20 protein-coding genes and 1 tRNA gene are annotated in these 22,341 nt (G+C 64.1%); 10 read left to right on the top strand and 11 right to left on the bottom strand.

Features of this window, described 5'->3' with window-relative positions; translation table 11 throughout:
* Positions 1–71: 71 nt before the first annotated feature.
* Positions 72–1,301 carry a GNAT family N-acetyltransferase gene (locus tag LB535_RS26135; protein ID WP_224634219.1) on the top strand — a complete coding sequence of 410 codons (1,230 nt, stop codon included), beginning with the start codon at positions 72–74 and terminating at the stop codon, positions 1,299–1,301.
* 122 nt (positions 1,302–1,423) lie between these two features.
* Positions 1,424–1,660 (top strand): hypothetical protein, encoded by a 237-nt coding sequence (locus LB535_RS26130; RefSeq protein ID WP_073989633.1) that lies wholly within the window; start codon positions 1,424–1,426, stop codon positions 1,658–1,660.
* Positions 1,661–2,029: 369 nt separating this feature from the next.
* Here the strand turns inward: LB535_RS26130 and LB535_RS26125 are convergent, their stop codons facing one another.
* On the bottom strand, positions 2,030–4,261 hold the full coding sequence (locus tag LB535_RS26125; protein ID WP_224634218.1) for a GumC family protein: 2,232 nt from the start codon (positions 4,259–4,261) through the stop codon (positions 2,030–2,032).
* A gap of 263 nt (positions 4,262–4,524) precedes the next feature.
* Between LB535_RS26125 and LB535_RS26120 the strand changes: the two genes are divergently transcribed.
* The 5 genes from LB535_RS26120 (at position 4,525) to LB535_RS26100 (ending at position 9,305) form a co-directional block, all read left to right on the top strand.
* Positions 4,525–5,088: a polysaccharide biosynthesis/export family protein gene (locus LB535_RS26120; protein ID WP_095767646.1), complete on the top strand. Its 564-nt coding sequence runs from the start codon at positions 4,525–4,527 to the stop codon at positions 5,086–5,088.
* Between the two features lie 10 nt (positions 5,089–5,098).
* Complete coding sequence (locus LB535_RS26115) at positions 5,099–6,229, top strand: glycosyltransferase family 4 protein (protein ID WP_224634217.1); 1,131 nt, start codon at positions 5,099–5,101, stop codon at positions 6,227–6,229.
* A gap of 96 nt (positions 6,230–6,325) precedes the next feature.
* A complete protein-coding gene (locus LB535_RS26110; protein WP_224634216.1) occupies positions 6,326–7,861 on the top strand; it encodes an undecaprenyl-phosphate glucose phosphotransferase in 1,536 nt (511 codons plus the stop codon).
* 65 nt (positions 7,862–7,926) lie between these two features.
* Positions 7,927–9,174, top strand: coding sequence for an O-antigen ligase family protein (locus LB535_RS26105; RefSeq protein ID WP_224634240.1), 1,248 nt, complete (start codon positions 7,927–7,929; stop codon positions 9,172–9,174).
* 54 nt (positions 9,175–9,228) lie between these two features.
* Positions 9,229–9,305: transfer RNA gene (locus LB535_RS26100), tRNA-Pro, on the top strand.
* 63 nt (positions 9,306–9,368) lie between these two features.
* Here LB535_RS26100 and LB535_RS26095 read toward each other — a convergent pair.
* The gene (locus LB535_RS26095; RefSeq protein WP_224634215.1) at positions 9,369–10,382 is read right to left on the bottom strand and encodes a sugar-binding transcriptional regulator; all 1,014 of its coding nucleotides are present in this window, start codon (positions 10,380–10,382) and stop codon (positions 9,369–9,371) included.
* Between the two features lie 153 nt (positions 10,383–10,535).
* On the opposite strand from LB535_RS26095, the gene LB535_RS26090 reads away from it, so the two are divergent.
* Complete coding sequence (locus LB535_RS26090) at positions 10,536–11,312, top strand: hypothetical protein (RefSeq protein WP_224634214.1); 777 nt, start codon at positions 10,536–10,538, stop codon at positions 11,310–11,312.
* Positions 11,313–11,328: 16 nt separating this feature from the next.
* Here the strand turns inward: LB535_RS26090 and ptsP are convergent, their stop codons facing one another.
* From ptsP to LB535_RS26065, 5 genes are read right to left on the bottom strand one after another with little or no spacing between them, the layout of a single operon-like run.
* The gene (ptsP, locus tag LB535_RS26085) at positions 11,329–13,314 is read right to left on the bottom strand and encodes a phosphoenolpyruvate--protein phosphotransferase (protein WP_224634213.1); all 1,986 of its coding nucleotides are present in this window, start codon (positions 13,312–13,314) and stop codon (positions 11,329–11,331) included.
* Positions 13,315–13,361: 47 nt separating this feature from the next.
* Positions 13,362–13,742, bottom strand: a complete 381-nt coding sequence (locus LB535_RS26080) for a PTS glucitol/sorbitol transporter subunit IIA (protein ID WP_140842734.1) — start codon at positions 13,740–13,742, stop codon at positions 13,362–13,364.
* A gap of 25 nt (positions 13,743–13,767) precedes the next feature.
* Complete coding sequence (locus tag LB535_RS26075; protein ID WP_224634212.1) at positions 13,768–14,772, bottom strand: PTS glucitol/sorbitol transporter subunit IIB; 1,005 nt, start codon at positions 14,770–14,772, stop codon at positions 13,768–13,770.
* 15 nt (positions 14,773–14,787) lie between these two features.
* Positions 14,788–15,555, bottom strand: a complete 768-nt coding sequence (locus tag LB535_RS26070) for a PTS glucitol/sorbitol transporter subunit IIC (protein ID WP_224608379.1) — start codon at positions 15,553–15,555, stop codon at positions 14,788–14,790.
* A gap of 52 nt (positions 15,556–15,607) precedes the next feature.
* Positions 15,608–16,045, bottom strand: coding sequence for a transcriptional regulator GutM (locus LB535_RS26065; RefSeq protein ID WP_095767894.1), 438 nt, complete (start codon positions 16,043–16,045; stop codon positions 15,608–15,610).
* A 189-nt stretch (positions 16,046–16,234) separates the two neighbouring features.
* Here LB535_RS26065 and LB535_RS26060 point away from each other — a divergent pair, with 189 nt between their 5' ends.
* On the top strand, positions 16,235–16,876 hold the full coding sequence (locus tag LB535_RS26060; protein ID WP_140541309.1) for a hypothetical protein: 642 nt from the start codon (positions 16,235–16,237) through the stop codon (positions 16,874–16,876).
* 89 nt (positions 16,877–16,965) lie between these two features.
* Positions 16,966–17,637: an HAD family hydrolase gene (locus tag LB535_RS26055; RefSeq protein ID WP_224634211.1), complete on the top strand. Its 672-nt coding sequence runs from the start codon at positions 16,966–16,968 to the stop codon at positions 17,635–17,637.
* A 1-nt stretch (position 17,638) separates the two neighbouring features.
* Here the strand turns inward: LB535_RS26055 and LB535_RS26050 are convergent, their stop codons facing one another.
* From LB535_RS26050 to LB535_RS26035, 4 genes are all read right to left on the bottom strand, one after another.
* Complete coding sequence (locus tag LB535_RS26050) at positions 17,639–18,805, bottom strand: DUF930 domain-containing protein (RefSeq protein ID WP_224634210.1); 1,167 nt, start codon at positions 18,803–18,805, stop codon at positions 17,639–17,641.
* 127 nt (positions 18,806–18,932) lie between these two features.
* Positions 18,933–20,306, bottom strand: a complete 1,374-nt coding sequence (locus LB535_RS26045) for a pyruvate dehydrogenase complex dihydrolipoamide acetyltransferase (RefSeq protein ID WP_224634209.1) — start codon at positions 20,304–20,306, stop codon at positions 18,933–18,935.
* A 3-nt stretch (positions 20,307–20,309) separates the two neighbouring features.
* Positions 20,310–21,308: an alpha-ketoacid dehydrogenase subunit beta gene (locus LB535_RS26040; RefSeq protein ID WP_224634208.1), complete on the bottom strand. Its 999-nt coding sequence runs from the start codon at positions 21,306–21,308 to the stop codon at positions 20,310–20,312.
* On the bottom strand, positions 21,308–22,339 hold the full coding sequence (locus LB535_RS26035) for a thiamine pyrophosphate-dependent dehydrogenase E1 component subunit alpha (protein ID WP_224634207.1): 1,032 nt from the start codon (positions 22,337–22,339) through the stop codon (positions 21,308–21,310). Before LB535_RS26035 ends, LB535_RS26040 begins: the two co-directional genes overlap by 1 nt.
* Positions 22,340–22,341 lie beyond the last annotated feature (2 nt).

The raw sequence follows: 22,341 nt of genomic DNA, 5'->3' as shown, positions 1-22,341 counted from the left end.
AGGCTTATTCAAGCACGACATTCGCCTATGCGAACCCCAGGTTGCAACCAATACGTCTTAAGGATTGAGGGATGGTTGACGCCACCGCGTCATTTGATGGCAATCGGGTCGCGGCCAACGAGGCTTCCGCGCGCCCGGTGCGAGCCGACCGGGACCGGTGGATTGCGACCGCGAGCGGCGGCACCGGCCTTGCCGACTATGTGCCATTCTGCGCCTCGGCGCTGTTCGCGCCGGCGCAAAGCGCATCCTGGGTGAGCAACTGGGCGGCCGCGACCGGCGCCGACATGGTCGTCGCGACGCTGTCCTGCGATGGCCGCCCCGCGCTGTCGCTGGCCCTGGAGATCGTGCGACGCGGCCCGTTCAAGGTTGCCCGTTTCGCCGGCGGGCGCCACGCCAACGGCAATTTCGCCGCCGCCGACCCGCGTTTCCTGCCTGCTATCGACGGCCAGGCGATCCGCTCGATGTTCAAGGCAATCGCGCGAGCGCGGCCGGACATCGACCTGATCTCGCTTGAAAGGCTGCTGCCAGACCTCGACGGCGTCGCCAACCCGCTGGCCGCGCTGCCCGGCTTTCCAAGTCCGAACCTTGCGCTTGCGGTCGATCTCGGCGGCGGGTTCGACGCGCTGCTGTCGCGCGCGAGCGGCAAGCGCAAGCGCAAGAAGCACCGCTCGCAGACGCGCAAGTTCGAGGCGGTCGGCACCTTCCGCCGCATCGAGGCGCGCACACCCGAGGAGGTCGACAGGCTGCTCGATGCCTTCCTCTCGATGAAGGAGGTGCGTTTCGCCAAGATGGGCATCGCCAATGTCTTCGGCGACAGACAAATACGCGACTTCTTCCGGGCACTGTTCGCCGATGCGCTGGCCGAGGAAAAGCCGCCCTTCCTGCTGCACGGCCTGGATGTGGCGGGCAAGCTGCGCGCGGTGACCGGCTCCAGCCGGTCCGGCAAGCGGCTGATCTGCGAGTTCGGCGCCATCGCCGAGGACGATCTCTCCTTCACCAGCCCGGGCGACTTCCTGTTCTTCGACAACATCCAGGAAGCCTGCGAGCTTGGCTTCGATGTGTATGATTTCTCGGTCGGCGACGAGCCTTACAAGCGGCTCTGGTGCGACATCGAGGTCCAGCATTTCGAGGTGCTTGCGCCGCTGACGCTGAAGGGCCGGGTGCTGGCGGCAGGGCTGCGACAAGGCGCGCACGCCAAGGCCTTCATCAAGAACAACCCGACGGTCTGGAAGCTGACCAAGATGCTGCGCCGCAAGGCTGCCGGACAGGCGGCGCCTGTCGCGGCCGAAGACGACAGCTAGGCCTGGTCAGAGTCGCACAATCGCCGTCGTGTTCCCGGCGCGATGCGCGCAAGCGGGACCTGAGGGACTCAACGGAACCTATCGAGCGCCGGGAGGTTTTCGCACCCAGAAGGAGAATGGCCATGGCTAAGTGCGACCAGTGCGGCAACGACTATGACAAGGCATTTCTTGTGAGCCTGGGCGGGCAAACCTACACGTTCGACAGCTTCGAGTGCGCGGTCCAAAAGCTTGCGCCGACCTGCCCTCACTGCAGGGTGCGGATCATGGGACATGGCGTCGAGCAGGGCGATGTCATCTATTGCTGCGCGCACTGCGCCGGGCAGGAAGGGGCCAACGCTCTGACCGATCGCGCGCCGTGACAATCGCGATTCCGCTGCCCCTTCAGGCCACGCGAGAATGCCTTTCCGAACGCGCCCTTGACCGCGACCCTGCGGCAGGCGTTCAGTTCTGGAGCGGTTGCACCGTTTCACGGAAACGGCGAACCGCGCTGTCTCTTTGTCTTTGACGCAATTCCAGCCGGAAGGCTGCGGCGAGGGCCGGCCTAGGGTTCACGGTCCCGCTCTCGATCATCCACGCACGAAAATGCGCAGCGCGAAGATCAAAACTAGGTGCCTCGCCGCCGATGTAAAGTGCAGGAGTCGCCGAGAAATGCCGCGGTTCGCCCTTGTAGCTAAGAATTGCCCCGGGGCTGAGCCGTGTCCCATTCGTCGCGGTGCCGGCCTCCGGTCTTATGCGGCCGACCGGCGTCGGGGCAATGGGTCTCCCGGTTCATGGCCGACCGGTGTGACCAGTGTCAGGTTGGGATAGCCGTTCTCGATCAGCTTGACCGCGGCCTGCGTCACCTGGTCGTCGGCTTCCAGCATGGACAGGAAGACTTCGGTGCCGTCACCGACCAGGCGGCCGATGCCTTGCGCGTCGGCCGGGCCGCATTCGACCACGACGAGATCGTAGGCCGTGGTCAGCGACTGCATGATGATCGGCAGCCGATCGGCGGCGCGCATCGCGCGGACGGGGTCGGCGGTGCCGACCGGAATGACATGCGCGTCGGAATAAAGATCGGGGTGGATGACGTCGCTGAACTGCGCTTCGGAAGCAAGCAGATTGGTGATACCCGGGAAAAGGCTCGAGTCCAGCATCGGCCGCGATGCGGCGCCCGATGCCGTGAGGTCAAGCAGCAGCACGCGCAGGCCGGCGTCAGCTACTTCACGCGCCACGAGCACGGCGGAGGCGGCCGCCTCGTCGCCTTCCGGCGATACGAAGATCGCGCGCGCGGCGCCGGAACCGATCAACTTCTCGGCAGCCCTGTCGACATCTATCTCGCCGAGTCTGGACGGACCCGGCTTGGGTTCCGGCTCGGGCATTGGTTGCTCTGCCGCAACGGTGTCGGCTTCAAATGTCTCATTCTGCGCGATCGGCGGCTGTCTCTCCGGACGTCGCTCGCTGGCCATGGACGTCTCATAGGACGCGAAAGGACTGTGGTCGTCCTCGATTTCGGCCACAACCGGCTCGGTGCGCGCAGCGGGCATCGCCACCTGCTCGATATCGGTGAAACGGGCGCCGGCGGCCGGACGCATGGCACGGCCCGAGAACAGCTCGCCAAGCAGCGTGCCGATCGCCATCAGCAGCAGCGAAGCGGCGGCGGCGGCCCCGGTGATCGGCCCGATCTTCGGAAAATAAGGTTGCGACGGCACCTGGGCCTGCGCGATCAGGCTCGCCGCCACAGGCGAGTATCTGCGATCCTTGCGCGAGGCTACCGCATTGTAACTTGCCATATAGGATTCAAGCTGTTGGCGCTGAACGTTCGCGTCGCGCTGCAAGGCATCCAGCTGCACCTGCTGCTCGCCAGCGCGCGCTGACGCGGCCTTCAAGGTGTTGACGTCCGCGATCAGCTGATCCTCGCGGGCCTTCGCCGTCTGAGCCTGAGCCGACAACCCCCGGATGATCTTTTGCGCCTCGTTGCGAATCTGGCCGTCGAGATCGGCAAGCTGCGACTTCAGCGCCCGGATGCGCGGATGATTGTCCAGCAGGGTTGTGGAAAGATCGGCGATATTGGCCCTCAGCTCCACCTGGCGCTCGCGCAGGCGCTGGATCAAATCGGAAGACAGGACCTCCGGCACGCTGTCCAGCGAACCGCCATTCTGCAGCGCCCGGCGCACGCTCTCGGCACTCGCCTCGGCGGCGGCGCGGCTGGCGCGCACACGCGACAATTCGCTCGACAGCTCGGAGAGCTGCTGAGTCGGAAGCACCGAATTGTTACCGCCCATCAGCAGGTCGGACTGGGCGCGGAACGCGGCGACCTTGGCCTCGGCATCCCTCACGCGATTCTGCAGATCGGCGATTTCCGGCGCCAGAAAGTTGGTCGCGGCGGCGTTCGATTCGAGCTTGGCGTCACTCTTCGAGGCGATATAGGCCTCGGCAATGCCATTCGCGACCGCTGCGGCAAGCTTGGGATCCTTCGAGGCGAACTCGATCGCGATCGCGCGCGTCTTTTCAACGGCGTAAACATTGAGCTTGTCGTGCATGGCGTTCAGCACACGCTCGTCCGGCGGGATATCGAAGGGATCGCTTTTCAAGCCGACGAGCACAAGCACACGCCCGAGCGACGACATTTTCAGCGTTTCGTCGAACTCCGGCAACTTGTCCAGGTTGAGCTTGGTCGCCACCTGCTTGAGGATGTCGGGCGAGGAAATGATCTGGACCTGGGTGGCCACGCCCTGCTCGTCGAGAATCGGCTTATCGTCGTCGTTGGTGCCCGGCGGCCGGGTGTATTCCGATTCGCGCGAGCCGATCTCCAGCTTGGCTGTCGCTTTATAATAGGGCGTCGCGAGCCAGGCGAAGGCGAAGGCCAGCCCGGTGACCAAAAGCGTGACAAAAACAATGCGCAGCCAGTTCCTCGCCAGGCTGGCGAAAAGCTGTCTCAGATCGACATCGACGTCTGCGGCCGCTGACTGAACGGACATGCATCCTGCTCCGAGCTTTGAGTCGAAGCTGGACCGTAAAGAACTATGGTAACTCACCCGTTAAGATCAGAATGAATGCTTATTAGAGGGCACTCAAAGAAGATTGCTCGAAAGCAATAGAACAATTGGGCTTTTTACCGATCTCCGCTCTCCCGGACCGCGCTCCTTTACCGCCCATTAACCCTAACAGGATGATAACGGTCGCACTTTCCTGGGGTTGTGCCGCGGCTTGCGGCAAGAGCGATGAAGGTTCCTGGCCGGTCATGAAAAGCACTGCTTCCCTCTTTCGCGCTTTGCTTGCCCTGTCGCTGCTCACCGGCTGCTCGAGCTACCGCCCGACACCCGCCGCCTTTCATGAAGTGCTCGATCAGCCCTACCGACTCGGCGCCGGCGACCGCGTCCGTGTCACGGTGTTCGAGCAGGACGGGTTGACCAACACCTACAGCGTCGACCAGTCCGGCTATCTGTCCTTTCCGCTGGTCGGCGCGGTGCCGGCGCGCGGCCACACCGCGCAGCAGTTGGAAAAGGCGATCGCCGACAAGCTGCGCCAAGGCTATCTGCGCGATCCCGACGTTTCGGTCGAAATCGACCGCTACCGGCCGATCTTCGTCATGGGCGAAGTGGGCGCTGCCGGGCAGTATTCCTACGTGCCGGGACTCACCGTGCAAAAGGCGGTCGCCATTGCCGGCGGCTTCACGCCGCGCGCCAATCAGGAGAGCGTCGACATCACCCGCGATATCAACGGCAAGGTGATGACCGGGCGGGTGCTGACATCCGATCCACTCCTGCCCGGCGACACCGTCTACGTCCGCGAACGGCTGTTCTGAAAAACCCGTCGTGGCGGTGAACCTCAGGATCGTGCACTGCTTTCGCTCACCTGTCGGAGGAATCTTCCGGCACGTGCGCGACCTGACCGAGGCGCAGGTCGCCGCCGGCCATGCGGTGGGAATCGTCTGCGACTCGACCACCGGCGGCGACTATGAGGAGCGCTTGTTCGAGGCGATGAAGGACAGCCTCGCGCTCGGGATCCATCGCACGCCGATGCAGCGTCATGTCGGGCCCGGCGACCTCGCCTCGGCCTGGCGTACCTATCGAATCATCCAGGAATTGCGGCCGGACGTGCTGCACGGGCACGGCGCCAAGGGTGGCGCCTATGCCCGGCTGTTCGGCTCACTGTTGCGGGTATCAAGGTTTCGCGTTGCCCGCCTCTATTCGCCGCATGGCGGCTCCCTCCACTATGACGAAACGACGGCGATGGGGAAGCTGTTCTTCGGCCTGGAGCGTTTCATGGCGCGCTTCACCGATTGCCTGCTGTTCGTTTCCGACTACGAGCGCAACACCTATCGCCGCAAGGTCGGCGAGCCGCCCATACCCAACACGCTTGTCTATAACGGCCTGCGCGCCGCCGAATTCGAACCGGTGACGGCGGCGGCGAATGCCGCCGATTTCCTGTACATCGGCATGATGCGCGACCTGAAGGGCCCGGATATCTTCATCGATGCGCTGGCTATGGCCGGCGACGAGCTCGGACGCCCCTTGAGCGCCGTGATGGTCGGCGACGGCGACGACCTGCCGCGCTACCACGCGCAAGTGGAGCGACTCGGCCTGAAAAGCCACGTCCGATTCCTGCCGCCCATGCCGGCGAGACAGGCTTTCGCTCTGGCCGAGTTGATTGTGGTGCCATCCCGCGCGGAGGCGATGCCCTATATCGTGCTCGAAGCTTTAGCCGCTGGCATGCCGATGATCGCGACCGCGGTCGGCGGCATTCCGGAAATCTTCGGCGAAGGCTCCCCTGCCCTGATCCGCCCCGACGCATCCCAGCTCGCCGCCAAAATGGGGACGGCGCTCAGCGACTTCGACGGCTATCGAAAACTGATGCCGCAAGCCGATGAGCTGAAGACCCGATTCGGTGCTGACGTCATGGCCGCCGATATCGAAAAGGCCTATTTCGCGGCACTGAACAAATAGGCCGCGGGCCGCAACAACTCCAAAACCACCGGTTGTTTCAAGGCTTTCTTAGCTCTCTTTTGCTATGCAGTTGCGCGAAGCTTGCGGACAGTTCCCATGAATGAGATCGACCCCGCGCGCCGCTTTTCCATGGATGCGGTGCGCAACTACGATGCTCCCGCCGATGGCGAAAAGCCTGGCGGCATCAACGATGTGGCGCGCCAGGTCGCTTCGCAATACCGGCGTGATACCATGTCCCCGATCATGGTCAGCGGCGTGCTGCGCATGGTCGAGTTCGCGATGCTGTTCCTGTCTGGGCTCGGCGTCTATTTCTACTATGTCGGCTTCTTCAGCTATCTGGCCTGGCAGTATCCGTTGGCGATCGCGGCTACGTCGTTCCTGGCCGTGGTGCTGCTCGACGTGACCGATTGCTACCAGATCGCGGCGCTGATGCGCCCCCTCGCGAATTTCGGCCGCGTCCTGCTGGTCTGGGCAGGCAGCTTCGCGCTGATGGCGCTCACCGCCTTCGCCATCAAGGCGTCGGAAGACTATTCGCGCCTGTTGTTCGGCACCTGGTTCGTGGCCGGCTTCGCGCTGATCTTCGGCCTGAGACTCGTGATGTCCAGCCTCATCCGGCGCTGGGCGCGCGACGGCCGCATGGAGCGCCGCGCGCTCATCGTCGGCGGCGGCAAGGCGGCCGAGCAGCTGATCCGCTCGGTCGAGAAGCAGCCCTACAACGACATCCGCATCTGCGGCATCTTCGACGACCGCAACGACAAGCGCTCGCCGCCGATCGTCGCCGGCTATCCGAAGCTCGGCACCATCTCCGAGCTCATCGAATTCGCCCGCATCGCACGCATCGACATGCTGATCGTGTCGCTGCCGCTGACCGCCGAATCGCGCGTCCTGCAGCTTCTGAAGAAACTCTGGGTGCTGCCGGTCGATATCCGGCTTTCGGCACATTCCAACGCGCTGCAGTTCCGGCCGCGCGCGTATTCCTATATCGGCTCGGTGCCGATGCTCGACATCTTCGACAAGCCGATCAACGACTGGGACTCGGTCGCCAAGCGCGCCTTCGACATCGTCTTTTCACTCATCGGGATCATCGTCTTCTCGCCGGTGATGCTCGTCACCGCGATCACGATCAAGCTCGACAGCAAGGGTCCGGTGCTGTTCAAGCAGAAGCGGCACGGCTTCAACAACGAGATCATCGAAGTCTACAAGTTCCGCTCGATGTTCACCGACCGGTCCGATCCGACCGCCAAGCAGACAGTGACCAAGAACGATCCGCGCGTCACCCGCGTCGGCCGCTTCATCCGCAAGACCTCGATCGACGAGCTGCCGCAGTTCTTCAACTCGCTGTTCGGCTCACTGTCGCTGGTTGGGCCGCGCCCGCATGCCATCGCCGCGCAGTCGCACAACCTTCTCTACAACGAGGTGGTGGACGGCTACTTCGCCCGCCACAAGGTCAAGCCCGGCGTCACTGGCTGGGCGCAGATCAACGGATGGCGCGGCGAGATGGACACCAACGAAAAGATCCGCATGCGCACCGAATACGACCTCTATTACATCGAGAACTGGTCGATGCTGTTCGACCTGCGCATCCTGTTCCTGACACCGATCCGCCTGCTCAACACGGAAAACGCCTATTGAGCGCCGTCGCCCATGAGTTGCCGCCGCGGGCTGTCAACCAGTTGCAGCCATCGGCTGTCAACCAGTTGCCGCCTGGGGCGGTCAACGCCAAGTTGATTTCGCTGATCGCATCGGCTGCGATCGGCGTCGGCATCCTGCTTTCCGGCTTCGTCATCAGCGAGCCGGCGCCCTATGAAATCTACATGGCCGGGCTGATTGCGGTATGGGCGCTTTTCGGGCTTCGGATCTCGCGCGCGATCGTGCCCTTGCTGGTGCTTCTGGTGGCGATGAACATCGGCGGCATGATCGCGATGACCCAGATGGCCGACCTCGCCAACACCCCGCTCTATCTCTCCGTCTCCCTTTTTTTGGCCTTCAGCGCGGTGTTCTTCGCTTCGGTGACCTCGGTCCAGCCGAGCCTCTACCGGCTGATCTTCATCGCCTATGTCGTGTCGGCGGTGGCGACGTCGCTGCTCGGCATCGCCGGATACTTCCATGCCTTTCCGGGCGCGGAAATGTTCACCAAATACGACCGCGCCGCCGGTGCCTTCCAGGATCCGAACGTGTTCGGGCCGTTCCTGGTGCTGCCCGGCACCTACCTGCTCTACCTGCTCCTGACCGGCCCGGTGTCGCGGATGCCGCTTCTGGCCGTGCAGCTGCTCATCATCAGCGCCGGCGTCTTCTTCTCCTTCTCGCGCGGCGCCTGGGGCATGTTCGCCGTGTCGGCAGTGCTGCTCACCGCATGCCTTTTCCTGCAGAGCGCCAGCGGCAAGTTCCGGCTGCGGGTCGTGGTGATGACGATCGCGGCCATGGCGCTGCTGGTCATCGCCTTCATCGTCATCCTGCAGTTGCCCGGCGTGTCGGACATGTTCACGCAGCGCGCGCAGCTCGAGCAGAGCTACGATTCGGCGCGGCTCGGCCGCTTCGCCCGCTATTCGATCGGCTTCCAGCTGGCGATGGAGCACCCGTTCGGCATCGGCCCGCTGGTCTTCGGCACGATCTATGGCGAGGACACGCATGACATCTGGCTGAAGGCGCTGATGGATTATGGCTGGCTCGGCTTCGTCTCGTTCCTGACGCTGACGCTATGGACGATCGGCGCCGGCTTCCGCATCCTTCTGCGCGACCGGCCGTGGCAGCCCTATCTGCTCTGCGCCTATGTCGCCTATCTCGGCAATATCGGCCTCGGCACCTTCATCGACATCGACCACTGGCGCCATCTCTATTTGCTGCTCGGCCTGGTCTGGGGCGCGATCGCGCTGGAGTACCGGCACCAGCGGGAATTGCGGCTGGCGAGGTCTGCATCCCTGCCTGCAATTTCACCTTTGCGATAGGCACCGAATTCGGTTGACCCGCACCGCCTTATCACGATACATCGCCACCCGGTCCGGAGTGTAGCGCAGCCCGGTAGCGCACTTGACTGGGGGTCAAGGGGTCGTCGGTTCGAATCCGGCCACTCCGACCATTTAAATCCTTGAAATCCCCAGCGAAGGCTGCACGAACATGCCAGGCGAGTTTATGCCCGCGCCTAAGCGCCATGCGCCGCGAGCATGCGGCGTGCGCTTTCCTCGTCGGTGATCAGGATGGTCGGCGCAATCAGGTTCATGGCGCCGAGCAGCGCCTCGGTCTTTTCCGCGCCGCCGGAGGTGAGGATGCGGATCGGCGCCTTGCGCAGGCGGTCGACATCCACCGACATCACATGGCTGTTGACGGGATGGTCGACCAGATCGCCATTACGGTCATAGAAATGGAACAGGAGATCGCCGACGGCGCCGCGCGCAAGCAGCGCCTCGCGGTCCGCTTCCTTCAAGAAGCCGCCGCGCGAGAAGGTGGTGGCCGAAGCGATCCCGCCGACGCTGAGCAGCACGGCGTCGAGCGCATCGGCCATCTCGAAAATCTCCTGCAGGCCGCAGCGCTCGACCAGCGCGATTTTTGTCTCGACGCTGTCGACGACCGCAGGCGTCGGCATCAGATAGCCATCACCCTGGAAGATCTGGGCGAAGCGCCAGGCGAACTCGGCCGGGTTGACCCGGCGCGCGACGCCGACGCCGCCAAGCAGCGAAATCACGCTGAAATCGGTTAGCGATTTGGCGCTGATGAAGGGCAAGGTGTTGAACAGCGTCACGCCCCAGCCGACGCCGACCCGCATGCCGGATTTCATCGCGTCGGACAGGAACATGCCGGTCTTGGCGGCGATTGCCGGGATCGGGTCGGCGTTGGGATCGGTGAGCGGCGCCACCAGCGCCTGCTGTAGTCCGAAGGTCTGTTCGAGCGCGCGCTCCAGCCGCACGATCTCCAAAAGCTCGCTCTCGATGGAGATCTTCACCTCGTTGCGTGCCCTGGCCTCGGCCAGCATGCGCACGATGGTAACGCGGCCGACGCCGAGCACGTCGGCGATCTCGTTTTGCGTCATCTGCTCGACGAAATACATCCAGGCGGCGCGGATCCTGAGGCGGTCGGTTCGGCTTTCGCTGACGACCTGCTCGGATGCCTCGGCCGCCACCCTGCCGTTTTCGGATTCACCCTGCCGTCGCCTGCCCAATTTCCCCTCCAACCCCGGCGATGACACTGCCGTCGCCGATTCTGCATGCTGGTTAAATATCGCCTATTGATCTACCAATCGAGACGAACAATCTAGAGAGGGCGGCTGGCGCCCAAAGCCGTGACAGGCTTCAGCATTTCGAGGCAAATGGCGATGCTGCGACAAATTTCCGAAGACGTCCGCGCCAACCTGAAGGACCGGCTTCGGGAACTGCGCGACGCCATCCGCCAGAACCGCCACGACAGCGCCGGCTCGCACGATGTCGCTGGCAATTTGCCTTCCTTCCCTGGCCGCAGCCTGCTCGGCCACGCCGCGAGCGCCGTCGACGAGGCGCTGACGATCGCCGAATCCTTCGTACCGCATTCCCGGCCGCTCAAGGTCGACGGCACGACCGTCAAAAGCCTGCGGGTCTATTTCCCGCACGGCGATGAAGACCGGCAGATCGGCGGCGAGCGTCAGTTCAGGCGTGACATGTATTATCTGACCCGCGCGGTTCTCGCCGGCTACGGCATCGACAATCCCCGTGTTCACGAGGCAAGTTTTTCGGCCGTGCATGTCGCGATGCGCAAGCGCCACGCGGATCTTCTGGCTGGCGCGACGGCGGAAACGGCCTCCACGGACCAGGTTGCGGCGGCCTGCGCGGCTCTCCTCGTCGAATGCCTCAATCACCGTCCGGTTCAGCCTGGCGAAACCGGGACAGGCCCGGCGATCGCCGGCGACCGGTCTCTCGACATCAGGTGCCTTGCGCCCGTGGCGCTTGCCTGCGGACTGGCGACCAAGGCGGACGGAACGCCCGAGCCCGACATTCTCGAGATCGCGGTGCTGGCTGCCGAAGTGCGGGAGGACCGCATCCGGCAGGCCTGTGCCCAGCCCAACGCCGTCCAGGAACTGACACCGGTTCTCGCCACCCTGCTCGCGCATCTAGCGTGACCGCCGCGATTATCCGCTACCGTTCTGCCGCCATGGCCGCGATCGTCTTCTTGGCGCGCTGGATCGAGGCCGGGCTCATGCTGAGCTCGGTCAGGCCCATCCCGATGAAGGTGGGGATCAGGTCCGGACGGCCGGCGGCCTCGCCGCACATGCCCACCATGATGCCGGCGGCGACACCCGCCTTCGCCGTCAGCTCGATCGCCGACATCACAGCCGGATTGGTGACGTCGTTGAGCTTGGCGACCGTCGGATTGAGTCGGTCGGCGGCCATGATGTACTGGGTCAGGTCGTTGGTGCCGATCGAAAAGAACGCCACCTCCTTCGCCAACGCGGGCGCGATCAGCACGGCGGCTGGCGTCTCGATCATCACGCCGAGTTCGAAGTCCGCATACGGCACGCCTTCGGCCTTCAATTCAGCCGCGCATTCGTCGACCAGCGCGCGCGTGCGCGTGACCTCCGCGATCTCCGAGACCATCGGCAGCATCACCTTGATGTTACCGTGGACGGCGGCGCGCAACAGCGCCCGCAGCTGCTTCTTGAAGATATCGGGCCGGTCCAGGCACATGCGGATGCCGCGCCAGCCGAGGAAGGGATTTTCCTCGTCCGGAAACTCGATGCCGGCGATCGGCTTGTCGCCGCCGATGTCGAGCGTGCGCACGATGACCGGATGCGGCGCAAACGCCTTGGCCAGCGCGCTGTAGGTCTCGGCCTGCATGTCCTCCGACGGCAGATGCATGTGGCGCATGAAAAGCAGCTCGGTGCGGAACAGGCCTACGCCCATGGCGCCGGCCTCCTGCGCCGCCTCGATCTCCTCCAGCGAGCCGATATTGGCCGCGACCTCGATCACCGTGCCGTCCGCGCGCGTCGGCGTTAGGCCCTTGAACACTTTCAACCCGGCGCGCTCCTGCGCGGCAGCCTCGACGCGCCGGGTGAAGTCGGCCCGCGCGGCCTCGTTCGGATCGACGACCACATGCCCGGCATTGCCGTCGATCGCCACCTCTTTGGCGGTGCGCAGTTCGTTGATCTTGTCGCCGAGACCCAGCACCGCCGGGATGCCGTGCGAGCGAGCGATGATGGCGATGTGCGAGGTGGCGCCGCCATGGCCGCAGACCACGCCGCCGATGCGCTTCAGCGGCGCGCGCGCCAGATCCCAGGCGCCGATGTCGTCGGCAATCAGGATCGCGCCCTGCGGGATGGTTTCCAGACTGACTTCGTCCTGGCCGAGCAGCGCCAGGCAGATCTGCCGGCCGACGGCATGGACGTCGTCGGCCCGGGCGTTGAGATAGTGGTCGTCGACCGCGCTGAAATCGGCGGCGATGGTGGCCGCGGCCGCGATGACCGCCGAGACCGCATCCTCACCGCCTTTGATCAGCCTTTCGACTTCGCCGGTCAGGCTGTCGTCGGCGGCGATGTCGCGCAGGGCCGCGACGATGCCACGGTCGCCGGCGGAGAGATTGTTCCCGGCAAGCGTGCGGTCCATTCGGGACTGGACGCTGGCGACGGCGCCGCGAAAGCGGTCGAGCTCGCCCTCGATCTCATCGGCCTGCAGGCGTCTGCCCGGTCCCGCGATCTCCGGCGGGAAATGGGCAAAGGCCGGCCCGATCGCCACGCCCTCGCTTGCGGCGACGCCTTGAAGTTTCGGGGTTCCATCCACCGCTGCGGTAGAAGGCTGCGCGGCCTCACGAGCGGGCGCTGCGGCTGCGGCTTGCGAGCCCTCATCACCTGCCTCGCCCTCATCGTCGAGGCCGGCGCGCGGGTTCTCCAGATAGCCGATCAGCGCCTCGATCGCCTCGATCGCGTCGGCGCCGTTGGCGCGCACGGTGACTTCCTGGTTTTCCTTGACAGCCAGGAGCATCAGCTTGACCGAGCTCTTGGCGCTGACCGCCTTTCCGTCCTTGACGAGCTCGACATCGGATTCGAAACCCTTGGCGAGTTTCACGAACCGCGTGGCGGGACGGGCATGCAAACCTTCGTGCACTCTGACGATGGTCGAGCGTTCCATGGCAATACTCTAGGTTTGGGCGCCGTCGACAGACAGCGCGGATATTATCAGGCGGCGATGGTGATGACAGCGCCTGGCGTCAGCGCCGCTACGAGCGCTCCGGTATCGACCGCGGATGCGCAAACCTCGCCCGGCCTTTCGGCCTCGGATGCTCCGTTGAAGGAGATCACGACATGACCCATTTCGCGGACCTTGCTCCAGGCCGTGGAGCCAACCGCCGTTATCGTCGCCGAAACCGGTCCGAGCGTGATCGAGGCGCCTGTCGCCGGCGCATCGTCGCTCGGGCCTTCTTCCGTCCTATGCAGTACGGAAACTTCGGCCAGTTCGGGAGGCGAGCCATCCGCGAAAAGGATGACCACGCCGCCCTCGGCGAGGTCCGCCACTTCGGGTCCTATTGCTGTGACCCGTGTCTTGAGAAGAACCGACATATGGCGAACCTCGTTGTTACGCTTTTTAGAACACGATCAGGGAGACGATCCATGCGATCAGCACGGAAACCGGGCCCATGATCTGGCGGCTGATGAGCACCGCCGGCACGCCGATTTCGATCGTCTTCGGCTTGGCCTCACCGAGCGCCAGACCGACGGGAACGAAGTCGCAGCCCACCTGCGTGTTGTAGGCAAACAGCGCCGGCAGGGCCATTGCTGGCGAGATGGTGCCGTTGGCGATCTGCGGGCCGATGATGGCGACGCCGATGACCTGGGCGATAACGGCGCCCGGTCCCAGGATAGGCGACAGGAACGGCAGGCCGCAGATGGCCGAGATGACCAGCAGGCCGACGATGTTGTTGGCTAAAGGCCCCATCGGCTGCGCCAGCACGTCGCCGATGCCGGTATAGAGGATCAGGCCGATCAGCATGGTCACGAAGGCCATGAAGGGCAGCACGTTGCGGACGACCTGATCGATGGTGCGGCGGCCGGAATTGAAGAAGATGCCGACCACACGGCCCATGACGCGGCCGATCGAGCTGATCAGGCCGATAAGCCCGCCTTCGCTCGGCAGCGGCTCGGCCGCCCTGGCAGTGGTGTTGTTGCTTGAACTCATCGATGCTGCTCCCCCCGCAGTGGTGACCGCTTCGGATCCGTCCGCCATTGTGACGTTGGCCGGCTTCACGCCCGAAACGTAGATGTCTTCCGTGATGAACTGGGCGAGCGGACCCGCCTGGCCGACTGGCGTCAGGTTGACGGTCGGGATACGCTTGCGCGGATAGACCCCGCAGCGCGCGGTGCCGCCGCAGTCGACGACGACGACCGCCATCTCGCTTTCGATCGGCGGCGACTTGAAGCCGTCGACGGCCTGGGCGCCGGTCATGTCGGCGATGAGCTGCGCCACCGGATGAATGCCGCCGCCGGTTACCGACACGACCTTATTGCGCTGTTCGGTCGGCTCGATCACCAGAGGCCCGCCCCAGCCGGTCGAACCCTTCGAGATCTTTACTGCCTTGTATGTCTTGGCCATGGTGTCCTCCCGCCCTTAGAGCTCGACGCCCTGGCGGCGTGCCATGATGGCCGTGATGCGCTCGGTCAGGATGCCCTTCAGCAGGATGACGACGAGGCCGACGATGGCGTACCAGATCGCCACCTTGACATGGTAGCCATTGGCGATGACGCCCCGCTTCTCGAGGTCGAGCAGCGCGACCAGCATGCCGCCCCAGACGAAATATTCGCCGGGGTTTATGTGCGGGAACAGGCCGAGCGGCGGATGCACGTAAGACACTGCCGCGTCGTAGAAGGCAGGCTTGTGCTTTTCTTCCAGGAAGGAGCCGAAGGTGTAGGCCATCGGGTTGGTGAGGAAGAACACCGACAGGACCGGCAGCACGGTGTAGCGGGTCAGGGCGATGCGGCCGGCGCCGCGCGCCAGGCCGTGGACGCGCTCCTCGCCGACCAGTTCGGTGACGGCGTAGAACGCGGTCATCAGCACGACCAAGGTCGGGATGATGCCGGTGACGAAGCCGGCGAACACTTCGCCGCCCTTCTGGAAGATGCCGATGAAATACTTGCCGATCGCAGTCAGCCAGCCGAGCTGCTCTTCCTGCTGCACATTCTTCAGCTGTTCCTTGAGCTGATCGGCGGTGACCGGCGCATTGTCGGTCGTCGCCTGCGCCAGGATCACGAGATGATCGGTGGCATGCTCGACGCCGAGCTTGCCGTGCCAGGCAGCATCCGAGACCATGGTGCCTGCGACATGCAGGTTGTGCACCGCCAGGTCGGCATGCTGCGCCAATAACGAAATTACAGACATTTCTCCTCCTTATGACCCCCGCCGGTCATTCCCAGCCGGCTGCCGGCGTCGCTTAAGCCCTTGCTACGTTCAAACCGGACAGGCCCGGCTTCTTCCCCGGCTCCGACCGCGCGCGGTCGATCTGCTCGATCGCCCGTTTCACGGCCTCGGCCACACCGGGTTCCCCCTCCCCCATGATCGCAGGGTTGGACCGGAGTCGATCGAGGGGGATACCCTCGAATTCTTCATGTCGCTTGAACTTGGTGAGCACCGAACGGCCGCTCATGACCATCATGCGGCGCACGATGAGATCGGGCGTCACGACAACGAGCGCGATGGTGCCCTTGGCGAGCCGGCCGCGGAAATTGCCGGCTCCGACAAAGCCGTCCTTGAACTCTCCGGTGACGCCTTTGAAGACGTCCGCATAATGCCGCATCTGCAGCCAGACGCCGAGCGATTGCAGCGCCCAGACGACAAACAGCAGAAGCAGCGCCCACTGCCAGATCGCCATTTCGGTTTCCTCCCGATTCTCTTCCTCCGGCACATATTGGACGGAGGCGAGATGACCCGAAAGTGAGAACATTTGTTTCCTAGAATGTCAACATGTATTATATTAGCCGCCGTAACGCTCCACAGGCGGCTGACCGATTTCGGCAACGGCAGCGCCTGTGCTAGCCTGTCGCTAAACGGGATATGAGACATGGATCTGCCTTTCAGGCACGAACTGGCGCTTATGCCGGACCTTCGTCACCGACTGCGGCAGCTGCGCTGGTTTCGCGCCACCTTCCGCAGCAGCGCGAAGGTGGTGTCGGAAACCTTCGGCGTTCGTTTCGAGATCGACGAGGCCAAGCTGACGCGCGCCTTTCTCGACTGGATCGACGTCATGGAGGCGCAGAAGCGATTCGCAGCTGTCGACCGCGCGGACTTCATCGTGTTCGCCGCCGGGCTGGTGCTGCGCGAGCTGATCCGGCAGGCGCCAGCGCGAGAGGTCTCCGGTCTTACCGAAATGATCGAGACGGAAGCCAATGCCGGCACGGCGGAAATCGTGCGCTTCTGGCCGGAAGGTTTTCTCTATACCAACTACTGCGTGTCGGCGATTCTGGCTGTGCACGAGCAGGAGTTCGGCACGGCGCCCAGCATCGACAAATGCGCCGACGACCTGCGCACCTGGTGGTCCTACCGCGAGAACGCGACGGAAATGCCCGCCTATGCCGTGGCCTTCCTCGACCGCTTCCTCGGCGCCGAGCCCAACTGGATCACACCCGACCGCGCGCAGTCGCGCCAGGCCATGCAACGCGCGCTTGGATCCACGCCGGTCAGCGAGGCGCTGCGCCAGCTTTGATGGGCAGGAGATGCATCCGCCTCACTATTGAACATCTGACTTTTTATCGATAGCGATGTGCGTATTGGCACAGAGGCCGGGAGAAGCGCGTGGCGCAACCTAGACTGATTTTTGATTGCGACGGCGTTCTCGTCGACAGCGAGCCGCTGGCCGCCAAGGCCTATGAGCGCGTTTACGAGAAACACGGCATGCCCGGCGTCCATGGCGGCATCATCGCGCAATGCATCGGCATGAAGCAGGCCGACATCATCATCAAAATCAAGGAACTGACCGGCCATCAGTTCCCGCCCACCGCCGACGGCGACATCTGGGCCGAGACCAAGCTGCTCTTTTCGGAGGAGCTGAAGCCGACACCGGGGATCCTGCCGTTCCTGAGCGCGCTTGCCGGCGACCGCTGCGTCGCCTCGTCATCTTCGGTCGAACGCATCAACCACAGCCTGTCGGTGACCGGACTGTCGCGCTTCTTCGGCGAGGCGATCTTTTCCTCCTCGATGGTCAAGAACGGCAAGCCGGCGCCCGACATTTTCCTCTTTGCCGCCGAGAAGATGGGCGCGAAACCGGCCGATTGCATTGTGGTCGAGGATTCGCCGTTCGGCGTCCAGGGCGCAGTGGCGGCCGGCATGATCGCGATCGGCTATACCGGCGGCGGGCATACCTATCCCGAGCACGGCGCCCGGCTGAAGGCCGCAGGCGCGGATTTCGTCTGCGCCGACTGGCACGACGTCAGCCGGCAGTTGGCCGGGCTTGGTGTCCCGGCCTGAACTAGCGGAGACTTGGGAAGCGACGCCGCGTCCACTCCCCAGGCGGGACCAATCCCCCCACGCGGAAGTTGAAGGACAGGACCCTCGTTGCATCGGCGTCGACCTCGCAGCGGAAGCTCAGATCATACCACTGGGTTGTCGTGCTGAAGGCAGCCTGCGGAGGGTTAAGAACATTGCCCTGCTTCAGGGGAATGGTCGGCAGCCATTTGGGCGAGTAATCGGCACTCTGCAATTCCTGGTTCAGAACATTGGCGCAAAGATTGGCAACGCGCTGATCGCGCGGCACGTTCTCCATCGAGCTTGTGGCAAACGCGTTGCCGGTCGCACCCGGCGAGTAAAGCTTTCTGACGCCCGGCAGGCCGGAATAGATCGGCGATCCCGCAACCTCGCTGTCGGCGGGGCTTGATCTTCCCGGGTTCCCGCTTGGCGCTCTCAGAGCTCTTGCGGATTTGAACTTCATCGCCTTGGGAGGCTTGGGCTTTGCTTTTTCGGCCGGCGCAGGCTTGTCGCCGGCATCGGCCGTCAATGGCTTTGGCGCTTCCGCAGCTTGCTTTTCGGCGGGTTGCGGAGCTGCTTCCTGCTTTTCCGGCTGCTGTTTATCGGTGTCCTCGGTCGCCTGCTTCTCCTCGGTTTGCGCGGGTTCTTCGTCCGGCGTGGCGGTTGCCGGCTTCTCTTGAGCCTTATTGGTGTCCGCCTGCTGCGTTGGCGTCACAGGCGGAGCGGGCTGGCTGGGCGCGGGCTTCGAGGTGACGGGCTGCTTCGCTGGTTCATCCTGGGCTGGTGACGGGGCGTTGGCTGGCGCGCTGCCGCCGTTGAGAGATTTCTCCGGGCCGGTATCCTTCTCGCCATACTGAAAAACGCGTTTCAGAACCGGGATGTTCTGCGGTTTCGGCGGCTGCGGAGACGGTGGCTTTTGCACGGCCTGCTCGGGCGGCTTTTCGGCCTTCTTTTCAGGCGTCGGCTCCGGCGGCTTTGGGGCGGGCTTCGGCTTGGGCTGATCGGGCGGCGGCACGATTGCGACATTGACCGGCTGTTCCTGCTGATCCGGCTGCTGGTCTGGTCTCGGCAAGCCGAAGAACAAGAACGCTGCAATCAGAGCATGCAGGAATAGCGATGCGGCCAGGGCCCACCGCCAATTCCGAAACCATTCCCGCATCTTGCCGTTCATTGCGCCCGATGTGGAACGAAATGACGGCGGCTTCAAGCATTTGCCGGGATTTGCGCGAGCTGCAGGCCTGACAAGTCAGTGATCGGAGGCGTAAGAGCAACCCGGATCAAACCCCTGCAGGGATGGCTTACACCAGCATGCCCATCGGGTTTTCGATCATGCGCTTGAAGGCGCCGAGCAGCTCCGCGCCGAGCGCGCCGTCGACGGCGCGGTGATCGGTCGACAAGGTCACCGACATCACGGTGGCTATTCTGATCTCGCCCTTCTTGACCACCGCCCGCTCCTCGCCGGCGCCGACCGCCAGGATCGTCGCATGCGGCGGGTTGATGACGGCGGCAAAGTCCTTGATGCCGAACATACCGAGATTGGATACCGCCGTCGTGCCGCCCTGATATTCTTCCGGCTTCAGCTTGCGGTTGCGGGCGCGGCTGGCCAGGTCCTTCATCTCGTTGGAGATGACTGACAGCGTCTTTTCGTCTGCATGGCGGATGATCGGCGTGATCAGGCCGCCGGGAATCGACACGGCGACGCCGACATCGGCGTGCTTGTGCTTGACCATGGCGTTCTCCGTCCAGGAGGCGTTGGCATCCGGCACCGCCATCAGCGCCATGGCCATGGCCTTGATGACCATGTCGTTGACCGAGAGCTTGTAGGCCGGAACCTCGCCCTTCTCGGTCTTTTTCATCGGGGCTGCGGTATTGAGCTGCGTGCGCAGCGCAAGCAGCGCGTCGAGCTCGCAGTCCAGCGTCAAATAGAAATGCGGAATGGTGGACTTCGCCTCGACCAGGCGACGCGCGATGGTCTTGCGCATGTTGTCATGCGGCACGAGCTCGTAGGAGCCTTCGGCGAACAGCTTCAGCACCTGGTCGTCCGACATCGGTTTGGGCGCCGCGGCCGGAGCGGACGGGATTTCGACCGGAATCTCGGCGGCTGGCTGACCAGGGGTGGCCGCGCCTTTCGCGGCGACTGCGGCTTCGACGTCGGCGCGCACGACGCGACCGCGCGGACCGCTGCCATGTATTTCGGCTATCTTAAGACCGGCTTCGCGAGCCAAGCGGCGCGCCAGCGGCGTTGCGCGCTCGCCCTGCGATTGGCCGATCTCCCCCCTCGTGGGGGAGATGCCCGGCAGGGCAGAGGGGGGCGCAAAGGAACGAGACGTTGGCGGGACAGCGCCCCCTTCTGTCGGCTTCGCTGACATCTCCCCCACTAGGGGGGAGAGTGGCGCTCCGTTCTGCGGCGTCGTTCCTGATTCATAGACTTCGTCGTCTGCATAAATCCAGGCGACCGGCTCACCGACCGGAATGTCGACGCGCTCCTTGCCGGTGACGTCGCGCAGCGTGCCGCTGGCCGGCGCATCGATCTCCATCGCCGCCTTGTCGGTCTCGATCTCGAAAAGCACGTCGCCTTTCTTGACGTGCGCGCCCTCCTCGGCGAACCAGCGCGAGATCTGTCCGGTCGCCATATCCATGTCGACCTTGGGAAGAATGACTTCGGTCGGCATCGCTCAGCGGACCCCTTTCACTAGGTCGCGCGCGGCGGCGATGACGTCGGGAACCTGCGGCACCGTGGCCTTTTCCAGATCCGGATTGTAGGGGATCGGCGTCTCGGCGCCGCCAAGGCGCACGATCGGCGCATCGAGATAGTCGAACGCCTCGCTCTCGGCGACCAGCGCGCTCACCTCCGCGCCGATGCCGAGCGTTTTCACCGCTTCGTAGACGCAGAGCAATCTCGATGTCTTCTTCACGCTGTCGATCACGGTCTGCCTGTCGATTGGGCGGATCGTGCGCAGATCGACCACTTCGATGTCGATGCCCTCGCCTTCAAGCACAGCCGCGGCGTCGAGCGCCTTCTGCACCATGATCGATGTAGCGACGATGGTGAGGTCGCGGCCTTCGCGGCGGATCTCGGCCTTGCCGATCGGAACGGTGTAATGGCCCTCCGGCACATGGCCCTTCATCTTGTAGAGCAGCTTGTGCTCGAAGATCATGACCGGGTCAGGATCGGCGACCGCGGCAAGCAGCATGCCCTTGGCATCGTGCGGCGTCGCCGGCTGGATGACCTTGAGGCCGGGCACATGGCCGAGCCAGGCCTCTAAGCTCTGGCTGTGCTGCGCGGCGGCACCCGTGCCGGAGCCCGCGGGGAAACGCATCACCACGGGTACCGAAACCTCGCCGCCGAGCATGAAGCGCATCTTGGCCGCCTGGTTGACGATCTGCTCCATGCCGAGCGTGGCGAAATCCGAGAACTGGAATTCGAAGATCGGCCGCATGCCGGTGACGGCCGCGCCCACTGCGACGCCAGCGCCACCCAGTTCGGAGATCGGCGTGTCGATCACCCGATCGGTGCCGTAGCGCTCGACCAGATCGCCGGTCACCTGGAAGGCGCCGCCATAGACGCCGATGTCCTCACCCATCAGAAAGACGCGTTCGTCCATGTCCATGGCGATCGCCATGGCTTCCTGGATCGCCTGGGCGTAGCTCAGTTCACGCAGCGTGGCGTCCATCACGCAGGCTCCGTGTAAACGTAATTCTGAAGGGTGGCGATCTCGGGCGCCGGGCTCGCCTTGGCGAACTCGATGCCGTCGGCGATCTCCTGAGCGACCGCGTCGCGGATCGCCTGGATACCCTGGTCGTCGATGAAGCCGAAATCGCGGAGTTCCGTCTCGAAGAGCGTGATCGGATCGCGGTTCGCCATCCAATCCTCGATCTCTTCCTTGGTGCGGTAACGGTTGCGGTCGCTCTTGGAATGGCCACGATGGCGGTAGGTCTTGGATTCGATCAGCGTCGGCCCCTCGCCGGCCCGCGCCCGCTCCACGGCCTTGAAGGACGCCTCGGCGACCTCGGAGAAGATATTGCCGTTGACGATGACGCCCGGCATCGAATAGGCGGCCGCGCGCTCGGCGATGTTCTTGACCGCGGTCGAGCGCGCCGTCGATGTCGACATGCCGTAACCGTTGTTCTCGCACACGAAGATCACCGGCAGTTTCCAGACCGCCGCCATGTTCAGCGCCTCGTGGAAGGCGCCCTCATTGTTGGCGCCGTCGCCGAAGAAGGAAACCACGACCTTGCCGGTCTTCATCATCTTGGACGAGAGCGCGGCGCCCACCGCGATCGGGATGCCGCCGGCAACGATGCCATTGGCACCGAGATTGCCCTTGGCGACATCGGCGATATGCATGGAGCCGCCGCGGCCCTTGCAGTAGCCGGTGGTCTTGCCGAAGAACTCCGCGAACATGCGGCTGACCTCGGCACCCTTGGCGATGCAATGGCCATGGCCGCGATGCGTCGAGGTGATCTGATCATCCTCGGCGAGCGGCATGCAGATGCCCATGGCGCTGGCTTCCTGGCCGATCGACAGGTGCATGGTGCCGTGGATGAGGCCGCGCGTGTAGCACTCTTCCGCGCCCTCTTCGAAGCGGCGGATGAGGTACATCTTATGAAGCACCTCCCTCAGCTGCTCCGGACTGTACTGGCGATAGACGAAAGGCAGGTTGGCCCGGCTATCCACGACGGCGGCTTTGCTGGCTCCAGCCATGA

Origin of the sequence: Mesorhizobium sp. CA10, from assembly GCF_020165285.1 — a bacterium.
In the GTDB taxonomy this organism is placed as follows: domain Bacteria; phylum Pseudomonadota; class Alphaproteobacteria; order Rhizobiales; family Rhizobiaceae; genus Mesorhizobium.
This window is presented reverse-complemented; position numbering and strand designations above follow the sequence as displayed.